The sequence below is a fragment of the Sphingomonas sp. 4RDLI-65 genome (genome assembly GCF_049472435.1).
Lineage (GTDB): Bacteria > Pseudomonadota > Alphaproteobacteria > Sphingomonadales > Sphingomonadaceae > Sphingomonas.
In genome coordinates, this window is record NZ_JBCEBT010000005.1 from 118801 (window position 1) to 136434 (window position 17634).

Here is a 17634-nt window from a genome sequence, read left to right on the forward strand (position 1 = left end):
CAACCGACATGAATGCCGGCCGCCTGAAGCAACCCATGCGGCCTGACGCTCGCGAAGCGTGGCGCTATAGCGATTTCACCCCGCGTTGCAAGCATTGGCCCGCGGTGGCAGGACCGGATCCGACATTCAACGAGGGGCAACGCCGTGATATTACCCGTAACGCTGACGATCGCCGCTGCGGCGGCCGTCGTCAATCTATGGCTCGCATTCCGAATCGTGCCGATGCGGCTGAAGGAGAGCGTGCTGATCGGCGACGACGGCAACCAGCGGCTGCAGGCGCGGATGCGCGCGCACGCGAACTTCACCGAATACGCGCCGTTCATCCTGATCCTGATCGGGCTGATCGAGCTGGCGGGCGGATCGACGTTTTGGCTGTGGATCGCTGGCGCGGTGTTCGTGATCGCTCGGATCGCGCACGCATTCGGGATGGACCGGACGACGTCGAGCGCACCGCGGGCAGGGGGCGCGCTGGCGACCTGGGCGCTAATGGCGTTGCTGGCCGGCTGGGCGCTGACGATCGCGTATCAGGCGAACAGCGTGCCGGCCGCCAAGACCTTCCAGGTCGTACCGTCGGGGTCGCAGGCATGAGCGCTCGTATTCTTGCTGTCGCTGCGCTGCTGGCCGCATCGCCTGCTGCCGCGCAGGTCTCCCCGGAGCGCCTGTCGGCCGACGTGAAGACGCTCGCCTCCGACGCGTTCGAGGGGCGTGCGCCCGGTACGCCTGGCGAGACCAAGACGATCGCGTGGCTAATCGCGCAGTTCAAGGCGATGAAGGCGCAACCCGGCGGCCCGAACGGCAGCTGGACGCAGCCCGTCCCGCTCGTCCACACCCGGATGGGCTCCGGCACCGTCCGCGCCGGCGACACCGCGCTGGTGCAGGGCCGCGACGTCTATCTCAGCACGGTCCGCGGGGTCGACCGCGTCGCGATCGCCGGCGCATCGATGGTGTTCGTCGGCTACGGCGTCAGTGCGCCCGAGCGCGGCTGGGACGACTTCAAGGGGCTCGACCTGAAGGGCAAGGTCGCCGTCTTCCTGGTCAACGATCCCGATTTCGAGGCGGTGGCGGGCGACGATTCGAAGGGTAAGTTCGGCGACCGCCGAATGACCTATTATGGCCGCTGGACGTACAAATACGAAGAGGCCGCGCGACGTGGCGCGGTCGGCGCGCTGATCGTCCACGACACGCCTGGTGCGGGTTATGGCTGGAGCACGGTGACGGCGCCGGCGGGCGAGAATTACGACATCGTGCGGAAGGACCCCGAGTCGCGGGTGATGCTTCAGGGCTGGCTCGAAGGCAGCGCGGCGAATCGCCTGTTCGCAAGTTCGGGCCTCGACCTGGCGACTCTGCGCAAGGCGGCGCGGCGGAGCGACTTCCGTCCGGTCGCGCTCAAGCAGGCGTTCACCACCGAGCTGCCGGTGAAGCACGACACCGCCGTCAGTCAGAACGTGCTGGCGAAACTGCCGGGCACCAAGCACGCGGACGAGGTCGTGATGTTCGGCGCGCACTGGGACGCGTACGGCATCGGCGCGCCCGACGCGCAGGGCCGCACGATCCGCCCCGGCGCGAACGACGACGGGCTCGGCGTGGCGGGCGTGCTCGAACTGGCGCGTGGGTTTGCCAAGGCGCCGCGGACCGATCGCAGCCTCGTCTTCGCGCTGTGGAGTGGCGAGGAGCGGGGGCTGCTCGGCTCGGAGACCTATGCGGTGAACCCGGTCTATCCGGCGGCGAAGACGGTCGCCAACCTGACGCTCGACATTCTCCAGACCGCAGGGCCGGCGAAGGACGTCATGCTGGTCGGCGCGGGCCAGAACAGTCTCGAGGACATGCTGGGCGATGCCGCAAAGGCGCAAGGCCGCGTCGTGACGCCCGAAGCGCTCCCCGAACGCGGGCTGTTCTACCGCGCCGACCATTTCTCGGTCGCGCGGCGCGGCGTGCCGACGCTGCTGCTGATGGCGATCAGTGGCGCACCCGATCTGGTCAAGGGCGGCCGGACTGCGGGGCAGGCTTGGCTCGATGGCTATATGAAATGCTACCACCAGACCTGCGACGCGTGGGGCGCGGACTGGGATCTGCGCGGTGCGGCGCAGGATGTCGGTCTGTTCCAGACGATCGGGACGAAGCTAGCGAACACGCGCTTGTGGCCGGAATGGCGCGATGGGTCCGAGTTCAAGTCGGTGCGCGGTGAAAGCGCTGGGGAGCGGAAGTAGGTCGACCACCCAGCTTAACACCACCCCGGCGAAGGCCGGGGCCCAATTGGAAAGGTTGCAGTAACGGAGCGCTACCTACCCAATCTATGTCCCCCAATTGGGCCCCGGCCTCCGCCGGGGTGGAGTGATCGGCAGGTCGCGCTTCTTCTTGTTCTCCCGCGAAGGCGGGAGCCCAGGGTTACAGCCGCTGCCGCTTGGTATCCTGGACCCCCGCGTTCGCGAGGGAACAGGAAGGTTCGCGGGGGAACGGCGGGGGCAGACGCTATTCCGCCAAAGCCCGATCGCTCACAAACATATTCGTCGCCCGCTCATGCGCAAACGTGCTCGCCGGCCCATGCCCCGGGATAAAGCTCGTATCGCTCCCCAGCGGCCAAAGCTTCTCGACGATCGACTTCACCAGCGTCTGATGATTCCCCCCAGGCATATCCGATCGCCCGACCGACCCCTGGAACAACACATCTCCCACCTGCGCGAACTTCGACGGTGCGTGGTGGAAGATCACATGGCCCTCGGTATGCCCCGGCGTCTCGTACACATCGAGCACCAGATCCCCGACCGACACCGTGTCGCCCTCGACCAGCCACCGGTCCGGCTCGAAATTGACCCCTGAAATCCCGTATTTCGGCCCATCCTGGTCGAGCCGCTGCAACCAGAAGCGGTCCGCCTCATGCGGCCCCTCGATCGGCACGCCGAGATCGTTCGACAGCCGCTTCGCACCACCCGCATGATCGATATGCCCATGCGTCAGCAGGATCTTCTCGACCGTCACCCCCGCCTGTTCGACCGCGGCCATGATCCGCGGCAGGTCGCCGCCCGGATCGATCACGGCCGCCTTCATCGTCGTCGTGCACCAGATGATCGTGCAGTTCTGCTGGATCGGCGTGACGGGCACGATTGCAGCGCGGAGGGGAGGATTTGTCATTGCCTCGAAATAGGATAGCGCGTCGGTTGGAGCAATCGCCGCTTGCGGTTTGCCCCGTGCCCCGTGCAACAGTCGCGGCGATGTGGACTGCGCCCTTCGTTTTGCTCGATGACGCCCGCGAGGGGGGCGCTCCTGCACGATTGTACCGCGACCCGGTCCGGATCGTCCGCGCCGATACGCTCGCCGAGGTTGGCCCCACACTCGAAGCGCTCCGAGACGCCCGCGCCGAAGGGCTCCACGCCGCCGGCTACCTCACCTACGAAGCCGGCACCGCGCTCGCGTCGAAGCCTCTCGACGTCCGCACCGAAGGCCCGCTGCTATGGTTCGGCCTGTTCGCAGACTATGAAACGATACCGACGCGGGACGTCGCTGCACTGCTCCCCGATCCCGCAGGCGCATGGACTGGCACACCCCGACCGCTGATCGACCGCGACACCTACGACGCCAGCCTCTCGCGCGTGCTCGACCTTATCGCGGCGGGCGACATCTACCAGGCGAACCTGACCTTCGCCGCCACCGTGCCGTTCGTCGGCGACCCGCTCGCGCTCTACGCCCGGTTCCGGCGCCAGGCGAAGGCCGGCTACGGCGCGCTGATCGACACCGGCGAGACGCGCTTCCTGTCGCTGTCGCCCGAACTCTTCTTCGCACTCGACGGCGACACGCTCACCTGCCGCCCGATGAAGGGCACCGCACCGCGAGGCGACACGCCCGACGCCGACCGCGCGCTCGCCGAGGCCCTCGCGTCGGACCCGAAGCAGCGTGCCGAAAACCTGATGATCGTCGACCTGATGCGCAACGACCTGTCGCGTGTCGCGCGCCAGGTCGCGGTCCCCGACCTGTTCACCGTCGAGACCTACCCCACCGTCCACCAAATGACCTCGACCGTCACCGCCACGCTGAAACCCGAGTGCGATGCGATCGATGTCCTGACCGCGTTGTTCCCCTGCGGATCGATCACCGGCGCCCCCAAACAGCGTGCGATGGAGGTCATCGCCGAGGTCGAGCACGCACGCGTCCGCAGCATCTACACCGGCGCGATCGGCCGCTTCGATCCAAACGGCGACGCGATCTTCAACGTCGCGATCCGCACCTTGGCGATTCAGGACGGCGCGGCGATGATGAGTCTCGGCTCGGGCATCGTCGCCGACAGCGACGCGGACGCGGAATGGGCGGAATGCCATGCCAAGGGCGCATTCGTCACCGCGGGCCAGCGCCCCTTCGACCTGATCGAGACGATGGCGTTCGATCCCGACGACGGGCTGCTCCGCCTCGAAGCCCATCTCGCGCGGATGAAGGCCAGCGCCGATGCACTCGGCTTCACCTTCGACCGCCACGCCGCGCGCAACGAACTCCAGGCAGCGACCTTCCGGTTGCGCGGGCCCCGCCGCATCCGCCTGCTGCTCAGCCCGACCGGCGCCGTCGCGATCGAGGCGGCCCCGCTTCCGCAATCGCCTGCGCAGGCAACCGTCGCGATCGTCCCCCTGCCGGTAGCGCCGACCGACTTCCGCCTCCGCCACAAGACGAGCGCACGCGGCTTCTACGACGACGCCCGCAAGGCCGCCGGCACGTTCGAGGTCGTGTTCGAAGATGCCGACGGCTTTCTCACCGAAGGCAGTTTCTCGAATCTGTTCGTACCGCGAGGAGCGGGTCTCGTGACGCCGCCGCTACGGAACGGCCTGCTCCCCGGCATCCTCCGCGCCGAGCTGCTCGAATCGGGCCGCGCGACCGAGGCGCCGCTCACCCGCGCGGACCTCGCCAGCGGATTCTTCGTCGGAAATGCGGTCCGCGGGCTCGTTCCGGCGATTGTTGCGGTTGCGAATTCAGTAACGCGGGGCGTATAGCCCGCGCGAATTCCGCGGCCCGAAACTGCGGACAACCGCAAAGGTTCCATCATGCACGCATCCGCCGCGCTCGGTCGCATCAGCCCTTCGCCGACGCTCGCGATCACTTCGCGCGTCCTCGAACTGAAGCGCGCAGGCGTCGACGTGATTGGCCTCGGTGCGGGCGAACCCGATTTCGACACGCCGGACTTTGTGAAGGAAGCCGCGATCCAGGCGATCCGCGACGGCAAGACCAAGTACACCAATGTCGACGGCACGATCGAGCTGAAGCAGGCGATCGTCGCCAAGTTCGCGCGCGACAACGGCCTGACCTACACCACCGACCAGATCAGCGTGAACGTCGGCGGCAAGCACACCCTGTTCAACGCGATGGTCGCGACGATCGATCCGGGCGACGAGGTCGTCATCCCCGCGCCGTACTGGGTGAGCTATCCCGACGTCGTGCAGTTCGCGGGCGGCGTGCCGGTGATCGTCAAGGCGGGCCCGAAGGTCGGCTACAAGCTCGATCCCGCCGCGCTCGACGCGGCGATCACGCCCAAGACCAAGTGGGTGATCCTCAACTCGCCGTCGAACCCGACTGGGGCCGGCTACACGATCGACGAACTGAAGGCGCTCGGCGCGGTGCTGGCGAAGCACCCGCACGTCTGGATTTTCGCCGACGATATGTACGAGCACATCGTCTATGACGGCTTCAAGTTCGCGACGATCGCCGAGGCCTGCCCCGAGCTGTTCGAGCGCACGCTGACCGTCAACGGCTGTTCCAAGGCGTATGCGATGACCGGCTGGCGGATCGGCTATGCGGGCGGCGCGGCGTGGCTGATCAAGGCGATGGCCAAGCTCCAGTCGCAGTCGACCTCGAACCCGTGCTCGATCGCGCAGGCGGCGGCGGTGGCTGCGTTGAACGGCGACCAGTCGTTCCTCGCCGAGCGCAACACCGCGTTCCAGGGGCGTCGCGATCTGGTCGTGGCGATGCTCAACGAGATCGACGGCATGCATTGCCCGACCCCCGAGGGTGCGTTCTACGTCTACCCGTCGTTCGCCGACCTGATCGGCAAGACGACGCCGAACGGCCGCCTGATCGATACCGACGAGGCGATGGTCGGCTATCTGCTCGACGACGCCAAGGTGGCCGTCGTGCAGGGCGCGGCGTTCGGCCTCTCGCCGGCGTTCCGGATCAGCTATGCGACCTCGGACGCGCTCCTCCGCGAGGCGTGCACGCGCATCCAGACGGCGTGCGCCGCGCTGAAGTAACCTTCGGCGAGCAACAATCGAGACACGCGGCGACATCTTCCGGCAACCCTGCCGGGAGATGAACCGATTGGCCACGCCGCGTTAATCGAGAGTTTCTAAAAACGACATTGTGGTTGTCCGGCATCTCTACGACATGCCGGTACGTAGCTGATGCAGACCAATCCGGTCGGCGTCATCATTTGGTTTCATTGGGATCGCATCATGCGCAGCATCGTAAAGTCGAGTTTCTTCTGGCAGTTCAGCGGCGGTTTCGTCCTCGGCGCCATCGGCTTGCTCGCATTGCAGCCGGCTGAAGCGCGCCAGACCTTTGCCAGCCATTTCGAGCACAGCGTTTCCGCCACCCGCTAATCTTGCGCCACCCGCTAATATTACGCCACCCGCTGATCTTACGGACATCTTGGCGAACGATCGCGGCAACCCCATGTATCTCCACATGAAAAAGCCGCTGATCGCCACGCTCGCCGCTGCCGGTATTGCCGGTGCGATCCTCTCCTCCGGCGCCGCGCAAGGCGCCCGGGCGGTCGTCATTCCAGCCGTGAAAACAGACGTTCCCGCCGCGCCCGGTTTCCAGACTGCGGTGCTGGCCGGCGGCTGTTTCTGGACGATGGAAGCGGTGTTCGAGCATGTGAAGGGCGTGAAGTCGGTCACTGCCGGTTACGCGGGCGGGACCAAAGACACCGCGACCTACGACCAGGTTTCGGCCGAAACGACTCGGCATGCGGAAGCCATCAAGATCGCGTACGATCCGCGTGTCGTAAGCTATGGCACGCTGCTCCGCGTGTATTTCTCGATCGCGCATGATCCGACCAGCCTGAACCGGCAGGGTCCGGACAGCGGTACCAGCTATCGCTCGGCGATCTTCCCGCAGTCGCCGGTGCAGGCGCAGGTTGCGCGAGCCTATATCGCGCAACTCGGTGCCACGCGTGCGTTCTCCGGACCGATCGTGACGAAGCTGGAGACGGGGGCGTTCTATCCGGCCGAGGCGTATCACCAGAACTTCTTCGACCGAAACCCGACGCATCCGTACATCGTGATGTGGGACAAGCCGAAACTGGCGGCGTTCCGCGCGGCGTTTCCGACGATCTCGAACTGAGGACTCCCTAAGCGCGACCCTGGCGAGCTAGCGGGGCCAAAGTAGCTTGTTCCCCCGCGAAGGCGGGGGTCCAGACTGGGCCCCCGCCTTCGCGGGGGAACAAGAAGGGCATGCTGTGGTGTTTTGGCACGCGCGGCGGCTCCGTCCGAAACGACTAACGGACGTTTAAGCCGCGACCGGAAATCGCAGCATCCGGTCCGCCACCGGCACCATCGCCTCGGCCCCAACCCCCACCGCCCGAACGATCTCCGGATGGTCGACATTCAGCCCCCCGGTCAGCGACCCGAACGCCGGCAAGATCAACTTAGTCGCGGTCGCCACGAAACAGCGCCGCGCGACCGACTTCCCCCGCACGCGCAGCCGCAGCTTCGGATGGAAATGCCCCGACAGTTCCGGTCGCGTCTCCGCCCGGTCGGCCTCGTGCCGCAGCACCAGCCCGTCGACGACCACCTCGTCCACCACCTCGCCACCGCACCGATCGAGGATCGCCGGATCGTGATTGCCCGTGATCCACGTCCAGCGCGTGGCATCTGTCATCGCCCGCAGCATGTCCTGCGCGCGCTGAGGCAGTCGCTCGCACCCGTCGCTGTCGTGGAAGCTGTCGCCGAGACACCAAACCTCGCCCGCACCTGTCGCGGCGACCAGTGCACTCAGGTCCGCCAGCGTCGCGATCGAATCATAGGGCGGCAGCATCTGGCCGCTTTTCGCGAACCAGCTTGCCTTCTCGAAATGCAGGTCGGCGACCAGCAGCGCGCGCCGCTCCGGCCAGAACAGCGCGCCTTGAGGCAGCGCCAGAAGCGCATGTCCGCCGAACGAAAAGGGAACCATCCGTCTGCCATGCCGCCCCGGCCGCACCGAATCAACCCGCCATCGTCGCGAACTGGGTGGGGCTTGCGCATGCCCCCAATCGGCGTAAAGCGCGCCGTCCCATCAGGAGGAGCGCTCTTCGCGCCATGACGTCCGTAGCCGGAACACCACAAACCGCCGTCGTGACCGAACCGACCGCCGATACGTCGGCGGGTCAGGCGGCGCAGGCGTGTGCGCCGGCCGATCTGTCGGCGGCGCATCTGCATCCACATCCGGCGCTGGCCGCGCTGACCGTCGGCGCGATCGGCGTGGTGTTCGGCGATATCGGCACCAGCCCGCTCTATGCGTTCCGCGAGGCGCTCGGCCAGACGTCCGCGGGCGGCATCGATCCGACCGAGATCCTGGGCGTGCTGAGCCTTGCGCTCTGGTCGCTGTTCCTGGTCGTCACGGTCAAATACGTCATCTTCCTGATGCGCGCGGACAACCAGGGCGAGGGTGGCGTTCTGGCGCTGGCCGCGCTCGCCCGCCGCGCGCTCGGCATGCGCTCGAAGATCGCGATCGTGCTCGGCGCGGCAGGGGCGTCGCTGTTCTACGGTGATGCGATCATCACGCCGGCGTTGTCGGTGCTCTCCGCGATGGAGGGCCTGCGGACGATCCCGAGCGCGGCGCACATCTTCGACGAAGGCACCGTACGCGCGCTGACGATCGCCATCCTGATCGCGCTGTTTATGATCCAGGCGCGGGGCACCGCGCAGGTGTCGAAGCTGTTCGGCCCGGTCTGCATCCTGTGGTTCGTGTCGATCGGTGCGCTGGGCATCTGGCATATCGCCGACGAGCCTTCGATCGTCCGCGTCTTCCTGCCGACCTACGGCATCTCGTTCCTCGCCACCCACGGCGTCACCGGCCTGTTCGTGCTCGGGGCGGTGTTCCTTACCGTCACCGGCGCGGAAGCGCTGACCGCGGACATGGGGCATTTCGGCAAGCTGCCGATTCGCATCGGCTGGTTCTTCCTCGTCTTCCCGGCACTCGCGCTCAACTATCTCGGGCAGGGGGCATTCGCGCTCGCCAAGCTCGAGGACGCGGCACGACAGGGCATTCCGTTCGTCAATCAGGACTGGTTCTTCCTGATGGCGCCCGAGCCGCTGCGCCCGGCACTGATCATCCTTGCCGGTTTCGCGACGGTGATCGCCAGCCAGGCGGTCATCACCGGCGCGTTCAGTCTGACGCAGCAGGCGATCCAACTCGGCCTGCTCCCGCGCCTGCGTATCCGCCAGACCTCCGCCGTGTTCGCCGGTCAAATCTATTTGCCCGCGATCAACTGGCTGTTGCTGATCGGCGTGCTGGTGCTGGTGATCCAGTTCAAGACCTCGTCGGCGATGGCGGCGGCGTACGGCATCGCGGTGACCGGCACGATGGTCGTCACCACCTTGCTCGCGTACATCGTCGTCCGTCACCGCTGGAACTGGTCGCGGCCATTGGCACTAGCGGCGATCCTCCCCTTCCTGACGCTGGACCTGATCTTCTTCGGCGCGAACATCCTCCGCGTGATCGAGGGCGGATGGGTCCCGCTCGTCATCGCCGCCGCAATCGGCCTGATCATCTTCACCTGGGTGCGCGGCAAGAAGATCGTCAGCGCGTTTGAGAAGCGCCAGAGCATCCCGCTGAGCGACCTCGCCGCAGCGCTGGAGAAGCGCCCGCCCGAGCGCGTGTCCGGGACGGCGGTGTTCCTCACCGCGAACCCGCATGCGACGCCGGGCGCGCTCCTGCATAACCTCAAGCACAACAAGGTGCTGCACGAGCGCAACCTGATCGTCAGCATTCGCACTGCGGACAGGCCGTTCGTCGAGGAATCGCAGCGGGCAAAGGTCGAGCGGGTCGACGATAATTTCTCGATCGTCGTGCTGACCTACGGCTTTATGGAATCCCCCGACGTGCCGCGTGACCTGGGGGTCGGGAACAAGACCGAGCAGCTTGGGCTGGACCCTATGCGCACCTCGTTCTTCATCGGCCGCAACACGCTGAAGCCCGATGCGGAGAAGGGCATGCCGCCATGGCAGGACCGGATCTTCATGTTCCTCCAGCGTAACGCGAGCGATCCAACGGACTTCCTGAAGATCCCGCCCGGCAAGGTGCTGGAACTAGGCGAACAGGTCACAGTCTAATCTCCCTCGCCCCTCCGGGGAGAGGGAAGGGGCCCGCGGCACTTGCCGTGGGAAGGGAGAGGGGAGTGAGGCTCGGGACGTGGATCCCAACTACCCCTCTCCCTTCCGTCGCCTAAAGCTCCTCCCTCCCTCTCCCCAGAGGGGCGAGGGACGTGGTATTCACCCCGCGAAGGCTTTCACCAGGTCGAAGAGGTAATCGCGGCCATCGTACAACGACGCCACGCGGATGCGCTCGTTGAGCCCGTGAATCCCCCCCATATCCTTGTCGATGAACACGCCCGGCACGCCGTACACCGGGATCCCGATCGCCTCGAAGAAGATCCCATCGGTCGCCCCGGTCGACATCATCGGCAGGATTGGGATACCCGGGAAGTGCTTCGCCGCAACCTTCGTCACCGGCCCCATGATCTTCGGATCGAGCGTCGGCGGGATCGCGGTCGGGCGGACCGGCTGGTTGGCCGTCACCGTCACTTTCGCCCCCGCGAGTTCCTTCAGCTTGGCGAGCGTGCCCTCCACCGTCTCGCCCGGAAAGATCCGGCAGTTGATGTTCGCCGTCGCGCGCTGCGGCAGCGCGTTCTCGGCATGACCCGCGTTCAGCAACGTCGCCACGCAGGTCGTCCGCAAGGTCGAGTGCATCGCCTTGTCGCGGCTGACGATAGCATCCGCCGCCTTGTCCTCGGGATTGGCGAGCAACCGCGTGATCGCACTGCCCATCTCGCCCGGCATCGCCTTCGCGCTTGCCGCGAAGAACGCCTTGGTCGTGTCGGTGAACTTCACCGGGAACTCATACCCCTGCACCGCCTTCACCGCATCGGCGAGTTCGTAGATCGCGTTCTCGGGCGTCGGCTGCGAGCTGTGCCCGCCCGGGTTGGTGGCGAGAAACGTGTAGTTCTGCGCGGCCTTCTCGCCGACCTGGATCGCCAGCAACTGGCGCTTGCCAGTGTCGTCGAGCCGCCCGCCGCCACCCTCGTTCAGCGCAAACTCCGCCGCGATCAGGTCGGGCTTCGCCTTCGCCAAATACTGCGCGCCGTTCCACGCGAACGTCGTCTCCTCGCCGCAGGTCAGCGCGAGCTTGATCGTCCGCTTGGGCTGGTACCCGCCAGTCTTGAAGCGGATCATCGCGTCGGACCAGATCGCCGCCTGCGCCTTGTCGTCGACGGTGCCGCGCGCGTAATAATAGCCGCCTTCCTCGATCAGCTTGAACGGATCGCGCACCCAATCCTCACGCTTAGCCTCAACCACGTCGAGATGCGCGAGCAGCAGCATCGGCTTGAGCGCCGCGTCCGAACCTTTCAGCACCGCGACCAGCCCGCCATCCTTGGGATGCTCGGGCACCGAGAAATAGGTGATGTCGGCATCGGCATAGCCCGCCGTCTTTAGTCGCGCGCCGATCTGCGCCGCCGCCTGCGTGCAACTGCCGGCGGACAGCGTCGTGTTGGTCTCGACCAGTTCCTTGTAGAGCCCGAGGAACGCCTTCTGGTCGGGCCGCGTCTGCGCCTGCGCCGAGAATGGTGTGGTCAGAATCGCCGCCGTGAGTAGCCAGCCAGTCGCGCGCATCGTCGTCCCCTTGTTCGTCTCTGCGCGGAGAGTTGCAGCGAACAGGCGCCGACGCAACCTCGACGCCGCGGCTCTCACCGTCGGCGTGTTCCGCGGGGCAAAGTGAGCCGCACCTCGCGATTGGCGAAGTCGATGTCGACGCGGCGGAACAGTTGCAGCACGTCCATCCCGAGCAGCATCGCCGGGCGCTCGGACAAGCCGAACTGGCGGAACGGCGGCGCATCGATCGCGGTGAACGCGACGGGCAGGTCGCCGAGCGTCAGGCTGCCGATCGAGACGCGGTCGATCGTCGTATAGTCGGCGACGACGGTCTCGCCGGTGACTCCGGTCAGCGACACCGGCTGCGACGCCCCCGCGCTGCCCAGTCCCTTGCGCGTCACCTTCCGGCGCAGCGCGCCATTGGCCATGCTGACCGACGTGCCGGTGTCGAGGATCACGCGAATACGGATGCCGTTGCAGTACGCATCGGTGACGACGAGCTGCCCGAACAGGCTGCGCGCGCGGATGACGATCTCGTCGGGGGCGGCGCGTTCGCGAATCTGACGTTTGCGCGAAGGGGTGACAGTCATCGTCTTCGTGTCGAAGTCGATCCCCACCGCATGATCCTGCAACATGTCGATCCCGAGCAACCCGCGCGCGCCGAGGTTGATCGCGCTGATCGCGGGCGCCTCGATCGCCTTGCTGCCGATCACGCTGACTTTGAGCGAGGGGATGATGACCGTGCCGATGCTGTCCGATCCGGTCATGCCGGTGACGCGCACGGTCCGGCCGGGCGCCAGGCCGAGCGTGGCGGCGAGTTCGCGCGCGATGACGGTGCGCTGCGCGCCGGTATCGACGATGAACGGGAATGGCCCGGCGCCGGCGATCGTGACCGGCACCGTCATGCGGGTTTCGTCGTCGCCGAACAGGAGCGTGGCGGGGTCTGGTTCTGCTGCGGATGCTGCACTCGGAGGGGGTGCAGCATTTGGTCGCGGGAGCGCTGCGTCCTGGGCGCTGGCCTGGGCGGCGATGCCTAGCAATAGAGGGGCTAGCCACCTGTGCATGCTGCAAATGCTGCGCCTGATTTTGCGTATACGCAACGGTCGTTGTTAGGGACGGACTTCGCTACAAACGGCACCACCCCGGCGGAGGCCGGGGCCCAGTTGGAAAGGTGGCAATAACGGCACGCCGCCCTTCGTTAGCAACGTCCCCCAACTGGGCCCCGGCCTTCGCCGGGGTGGCAGATTTTGGGGGGGGCGTGGTGGCAGGACGCGGCGGCGTTCGCCCTCAATCCGGCCGCATCGCGTCGGCGATCATCGCCTCCGCTTCGATCAGCAGCGCGTCGTCCGAACTGTTCGTCGCCACCTTCTCGCGCCCGATCAGCGTCAGCACGGGTACCGCCAGCGGCGTCACCCGCTCCAGGTCGACATGCACCATCGTCGCCGCCGCGCGGTCGAGCAAAGACGCCAGCCGCCCCACATCCGTCATCCGCGCGCGCGCATCCGCCCACGCCGCTTCCAGCAACAGATGCGTCGGCTCGTACTTGCGCAGCACGTCGTAGATCAGGTCGGTCGAGAACGTCACCTGCTTGCCGGTCTTGCGCTTGCCCGGATGCTGGCGCTCGACCAGCCCGCCGATCACCGCGACCTCGCGGAAGGCGCGCTTCAACAGATGCGATTGCTGCACCCACTCGACGAACTCGTGTTCGAGAATATCCGCCGAGAACAGCGCGGCGGGGTCCGTAATCTTCTCCAGCCCATACACCGCCAGCGCATAATCATTCGCGACGAAGCCGAGCGGTTTTAGCCCCTGCGTCTCCATCCGCCGCGTGATCAGCATGCCGAGCGACTGGTGCGCGTTCCATCCTTCGAAACTGTACGCAACCATGTAATGCCGCCCTTCGCGCGGGAACGTCTCGACCAGCAATTGCCCCGGCTCGGGCATCACCGATCGATAGGCCTGCATCTCCAGCCATTCGCGCACGTCGTCGGGAAAGCGCGCCCAGTCGCCGGGATGCGCGAGGAACCCGCGGACGCGGTCGGCGAGGTTGGTCGACAGCGGCATCCGGCTGCCCCCGTACGTCGGGATCCGCGCAGGCTTCGACGTCGCGCGCACCACCAGATCCTCGAGATCGATCTTCATCACCTCGAGGCTCAACCCCGCGAAGAAGAACGTGTCGCCGTGGCTCAACTGCGCCGCGAACGCCTCCTCGACCCGCCCCAGCACGCGGCCATTGCCGAACCGCACGTTGAGCATCGTCGCCTCGACGATGATCCCCGCGTTCAGCCGGTGCTGGCCGATGAACTTCGGGTGGCTGACCCGCCACGTCCCGTCCGCGTCCTTGGTCAGCCGCTTGAACCGATCGTACGCCTTCAGTGAATAGCCGCCGTCGCTGATGAAGTGCAGCACGCGCTCGAACGTCTCGGTCGGCAGCGCGGAATACGGGAGCGCCGAGCGAATCTCGTCGAGCAGATCCGCCTCGCGAAACGGCGCCGCGCATGCGCACGCCATCACATGCTGCGCCAGCACGTCGAGCGCACCGACGCGGAAAACGTCCGCATCGAGTTCGCCCGCCTCGACCGCGTCGAGCGCCGCGCGTGCCTCGAGATACTCGAACCGGTTGCCCGGCACGACGATCGCTTGAGACGATTCGTCGAGCCGGTGATTGGCGCGACCGATCCGCTGCAACAGCCGCGACGACCCCTTCGGCGCGCCCATCTGGATCACGCAATCGACATTGCCCCAGTCGACGCCGAGGTCGAGGCTCGACGTCGCGACCAGCGCACGCAGCTTCCCCTCGGCCATCGCGTTCTCGACTTTCCGTCGCGCTTCCTTGGCCAGGCTGCCGTGGTGGACGCCGATCGGCAGATTTCCCGCATTCACCTTCCACAGATCCTGGAAGATCAGCTCGGCGAGGCTGCGCGTGTTGCAGAACACGATCGAGGTTTCGTGCGCCTCGATCTCCGCCATCACCTGCGCGGCGGCATAGCGGCCCGAGTGTCCCGACCACGGGACGCGGCCTTCGGGCAGCAGGATCGCGATGTTGGGATCCGCGCCGGGCTCGCCGCGGACCATCGCGACCTGGTCGATATCGCCGTCGGGGGCGAGCCATGCGCGATAGCCGTCGGCGTCCGCGACCGTCGCCGACAGCGCGACGCGGCGCATCCCCGGCGAAATCGTCTGGAGCCGCGCCATGCAGAGCGAGAGCAGGTCGCCACGCTTGCCGGTCGCGAACGCGTGCACCTCGTCGACGACGATCGTGCGGAGGTTTTCGAACATCGTGATGCTGTCGGGATAGCTGAGCAGCAGCGACAATGATTCGGGCGTCGTCAGCAGAATCTGCGGCGGCTTGATCCGCTGCCGCGCCTTCCGGTCGGAGGGCGTGTCGCCGGTGCGTGTCTCGACGCGGATATCGACGCCCATCTCGTCGATCGGCGTCAGCAAATTGCGCTGCACGTCGACCGCGAGCGCCTTCAACGGCGAGACGTAGAGCGTGTGGAGCCCAGTCGTCGGCGCCTCGATCAGTTCGGCGAGCGTCGGCAGGAACCCGGCGAGCGTCTTTCCCGCGCCGGTCGCCGCGACCAGCAGGGCATGATGCCCCGCGCGGCCTTCCGCCAGCATCTCCAGCTGATGCCGCCGCGGCCGCCAACCGCGTGTGGCAAACCAGTTTTCCAAGGGGGAGGGGAGGTCGCTCACGGCCTGTTCACGCATCATCGCCATATGGGGGCGTCGCGCCGCACCGCTATGGACCGCGTGCGGAACGACCGCCACTTTGGCTAAAGCTCTGTTGTGAAAGACGATCGGTGTCGCTTTTTCGTTATCTCCTGCCCCTGCCGTTGCTCGCACTCCTGCCGTTCGCCAATGCCACTGCCGCCAACAAGTCGTTCGTCGGCGGGGGCGGCATGGTCCGCCTGTCCTATGCCTCCAGCCTGACGCCGACGCGCAATTTCGCAGGCCGGCCGCTGATGAACAGCGGCTGGCGACAGATGTGGGACGGCGCCCCGGTCGGGCGCGGCGTCGGCATCGTCCGCTTCTGGGAGGTCGCCAAGCCGACCGACGGCCAGGGCCAGGTAACCGAGATGATCCAGGTCGGCTTCAGCCGGAGCGCAGCCGTGGTCGCGACCTGCGGCACCGCAGGGCTGGTCTCGGGGCATGCGAAGCGCCTGCCGAACCGGATGCTCGGCGGCCACCGCTGGACGGTCTATACGAACGGCGATGCGGGCATGAGCCAGCAGGTCAACGCAACCAACTTCCGCAGCGTCATCAACGGCGCCTGCTACGCGATCGACCGCGTCACCTACGCGGTACGGGCAGCGAACCCCGCGAGCCGCAACGCGCCGACCCAGGCGGTGGCCGCAGCGCGGATGGACGCGATCCTCGCGACGATCAAGGTCGGCGGACGGCGATAAAGCAAGGACTTACGATCCTCCCCCGCCAGGGGGAGGTGGCTGGCACTTGCCAGACGGAGGGGGAGGGAGGCGATACGTCTGTTCCGTGTCCGCCCCCTCCGTCACCTTCGGCGACACCTCCCTCCTAGCGGGGGAGGATCGTTCGTTGCCGCAAACACGAGCCCGCGACGCCGACTTTAACTCGTCCTGGACGGGGGAATTACCGACCCACAACACTCCGTCACTCCGGACCCGTTCCGGGGTCCACCGTTCCGCGAACTCACCCCTCTCGAACGTGCGGAACCGTGGATGCCGGAACAAGCCCGGCATGACGGAGGCCATCGTTCATGGCACCACGCCCGCGCCGAGTGTTACGGCACCGCACGCCTTCGTCACGCGTTATCCCCGCATGGCAAAACTCGGCGACTGGCTCGAACCGCATCCGCACGGCATCCTCGTCAAGCCGATCGACGCGTGGATCGACCCGTCAATCCCGACCGCCAAGGCGCTCGTCACGCACGGCCATGCCGATCACGCGCGCGGTGGCCACGAGGCGGTCTGGGCCACGCCGGAAACGCTCGCGATCATGGACGCGCGCTATGGTCCGCAAGCCGGCAACCCGGTCGCGTATGGCGAGACGATCCGGATGGGCGAGGTGGATATTGGCTTCGTCCCCGCCGGCCACGTGCTTGGTTCCGCGCAGATCGTACTCGATTATCGCGGCGAGCGGATCGTTGTCTCGGGTGATTACAAGCGCCGCGCAGACCCGACGTGCACGCCGTTCGAACCCGTCAAATGCGATGTCTTCATCACCGAGGCCACGTTCGGCCTGCCGGTGTTCCGCCACCCCGACACCGGCGACGAGATCGACAAGCTGATCGCCGCGCTGCACGCCAACCCCGATCGCTGCGTCGTCGTCGGCGCCTATGCGCTCGGCAAGGCGCAGCGCGTGATCGCCGAACTGCGCGAGCGTGGTCACGAGGCACCGATCTACATTCACGGCGCGCTGCAAAAGCTGTGCGACCTGTATGCCGAGCACGGCGTGCGGCTTGGCGAATTGCTCCCCGTCGCCGATGCGAAGAAGGCGGACATGGCGGGGCATGTCGTGATGTGTCCACCGGGCGCGCTCAACGATCGCTGGTCGCGGCGGCTGCCCGATCCGATCACCGCGATGGCGAGCGGCTGGATGCGGGTGAGGGGTCGTGCGCGGCAGAAGAACGTCGAGCTGCCGCTGATCCTGAGCGATCATGCCGACTGGGACGAACTGATCACGACGCTGACCGAGATCGCGCCGCAGGAGGTGTGGGTGACACACGGCCGGGAGGACGCGCTGGTCCATTGGTGCATGACCCGCCAGATCAAGGCGCGCGCGCTGGCGCTGGTCGGGTTCGAGGACGAGGACGACTGAGGCCTTGCGCTTTACAGAG

14 protein-coding genes are annotated in these 17634 nt (G+C 66.7%); 9 read left to right on the forward strand and 5 right to left on the reverse strand.

What is annotated here, in order from left to right:
* The first annotated feature begins 144 nt into the window (after nt 1-144).
* Both VH567_RS12935 and VH567_RS12940 read left to right on the forward strand, forming a co-directional pair.
* Entirely contained in the window at nt 145-588 is a 444-nt protein-coding gene (locus VH567_RS12935; RefSeq protein WP_423326676.1) for an MAPEG family protein, read from the forward strand.
* Nucleotides 585-2207, forward strand: a complete 1623-nt coding sequence (locus VH567_RS12940) for a M28 family metallopeptidase (RefSeq protein WP_423326677.1) — start codon at nt 585-587, stop codon at nt 2205-2207. Before VH567_RS12935 ends, VH567_RS12940 begins: the two co-directional genes overlap by 4 nt.
* 262 nt (nt 2208-2469) lie before the next feature.
* Here VH567_RS12940 and VH567_RS12945 read toward each other — a convergent pair whose 3' ends face one another.
* Complete coding sequence (locus VH567_RS12945; protein WP_423326678.1) at nt 2470-3129, reverse strand: MBL fold metallo-hydrolase; 660 nt, start codon at nt 3127-3129, stop codon at nt 2470-2472.
* Nucleotides 3130-3209: 80 nt separating this feature from the next.
* Here VH567_RS12945 and pabB point away from each other — a divergent pair, with 80 nt between their 5' ends.
* The 4 genes from pabB (at nt 3210) to msrA (ending at nt 7314) form a co-directional block, all read left to right on the forward strand.
* Complete coding sequence (pabB, locus tag VH567_RS12950) at nt 3210-4970, forward strand: aminodeoxychorismate synthase component I (RefSeq protein ID WP_423326794.1); 1761 nt, start codon at nt 3210-3212, stop codon at nt 4968-4970.
* A gap of 51 nt (nt 4971-5021) precedes the next feature.
* A complete protein-coding gene (locus tag VH567_RS12955; RefSeq protein WP_423326679.1) occupies nt 5022-6221 on the forward strand; it encodes a pyridoxal phosphate-dependent aminotransferase in 1200 nt (399 codons plus the stop codon).
* A 150-nt stretch (nt 6222-6371) separates the two neighbouring features.
* Nucleotides 6372-6569, forward strand: a complete 198-nt coding sequence (locus VH567_RS12960; protein ID WP_423326680.1) for a hypothetical protein — start codon at nt 6372-6374, stop codon at nt 6567-6569.
* Nucleotides 6570-6654: 85 nt separating this feature from the next.
* The gene (gene msrA, locus VH567_RS12965; protein WP_423326681.1) at nt 6655-7314 is read left to right on the forward strand and encodes a peptide-methionine (S)-S-oxide reductase MsrA; all 660 of its coding nucleotides are present in this window, start codon (nt 6655-6657) and stop codon (nt 7312-7314) included.
* A gap of 165 nt (nt 7315-7479) precedes the next feature.
* Here msrA and pdeM read toward each other — a convergent pair whose 3' ends face one another.
* Nucleotides 7480-8142, reverse strand: coding sequence for a ligase-associated DNA damage response endonuclease PdeM (gene pdeM / locus VH567_RS12970; protein WP_423326682.1), 663 nt, complete (start codon nt 8140-8142; stop codon nt 7480-7482).
* 224 nt (nt 8143-8366) lie between these two features.
* Between pdeM and VH567_RS12975 the strand changes: the two genes are divergently transcribed.
* Complete coding sequence (locus VH567_RS12975; protein ID WP_423326795.1) at nt 8367-10283, forward strand: potassium transporter Kup; 1917 nt, start codon at nt 8367-8369, stop codon at nt 10281-10283.
* A 159-nt stretch (nt 10284-10442) separates the two neighbouring features.
* Here VH567_RS12975 and VH567_RS12980 read toward each other — a convergent pair whose 3' ends face one another.
* From VH567_RS12980 to VH567_RS12990, 3 genes are all read right to left on the reverse strand, one after another.
* Complete coding sequence (locus tag VH567_RS12980) at nt 10443-11840, reverse strand: M20/M25/M40 family metallo-hydrolase (RefSeq protein ID WP_423326683.1); 1398 nt, start codon at nt 11838-11840, stop codon at nt 10443-10445.
* 74 nt (nt 11841-11914) lie between these two features.
* Complete coding sequence (locus VH567_RS12985; RefSeq protein ID WP_423326684.1) at nt 11915-12724, reverse strand: aspartyl protease family protein; 810 nt, start codon at nt 12722-12724, stop codon at nt 11915-11917.
* Nucleotides 12725-13106: 382 nt separating this feature from the next.
* Nucleotides 13107-15530 carry a ligase-associated DNA damage response DEXH box helicase gene (locus tag VH567_RS12990; RefSeq protein WP_423326685.1) on the reverse strand — a complete coding sequence of 808 codons (2424 nt, stop codon included), beginning with the start codon at nt 15528-15530 and terminating at the stop codon, nt 13107-13109.
* A 92-nt stretch (nt 15531-15622) separates the two neighbouring features.
* Between VH567_RS12990 and VH567_RS12995 the strand changes: the two genes are divergently transcribed.
* Both VH567_RS12995 and VH567_RS13000 read left to right on the forward strand, forming a co-directional pair.
* Complete coding sequence (locus VH567_RS12995) at nt 15623-16228, forward strand: hypothetical protein (RefSeq protein WP_423326686.1); 606 nt, start codon at nt 15623-15625, stop codon at nt 16226-16228.
* A gap of 388 nt (nt 16229-16616) precedes the next feature.
* Nucleotides 16617-17615 carry a ligase-associated DNA damage response exonuclease gene (locus VH567_RS13000; protein WP_423326796.1) on the forward strand — a complete coding sequence of 333 codons (999 nt, stop codon included), beginning with the start codon at nt 16617-16619 and terminating at the stop codon, nt 17613-17615.
* Nucleotides 17616-17634: the final 19 nt, after the last annotated feature.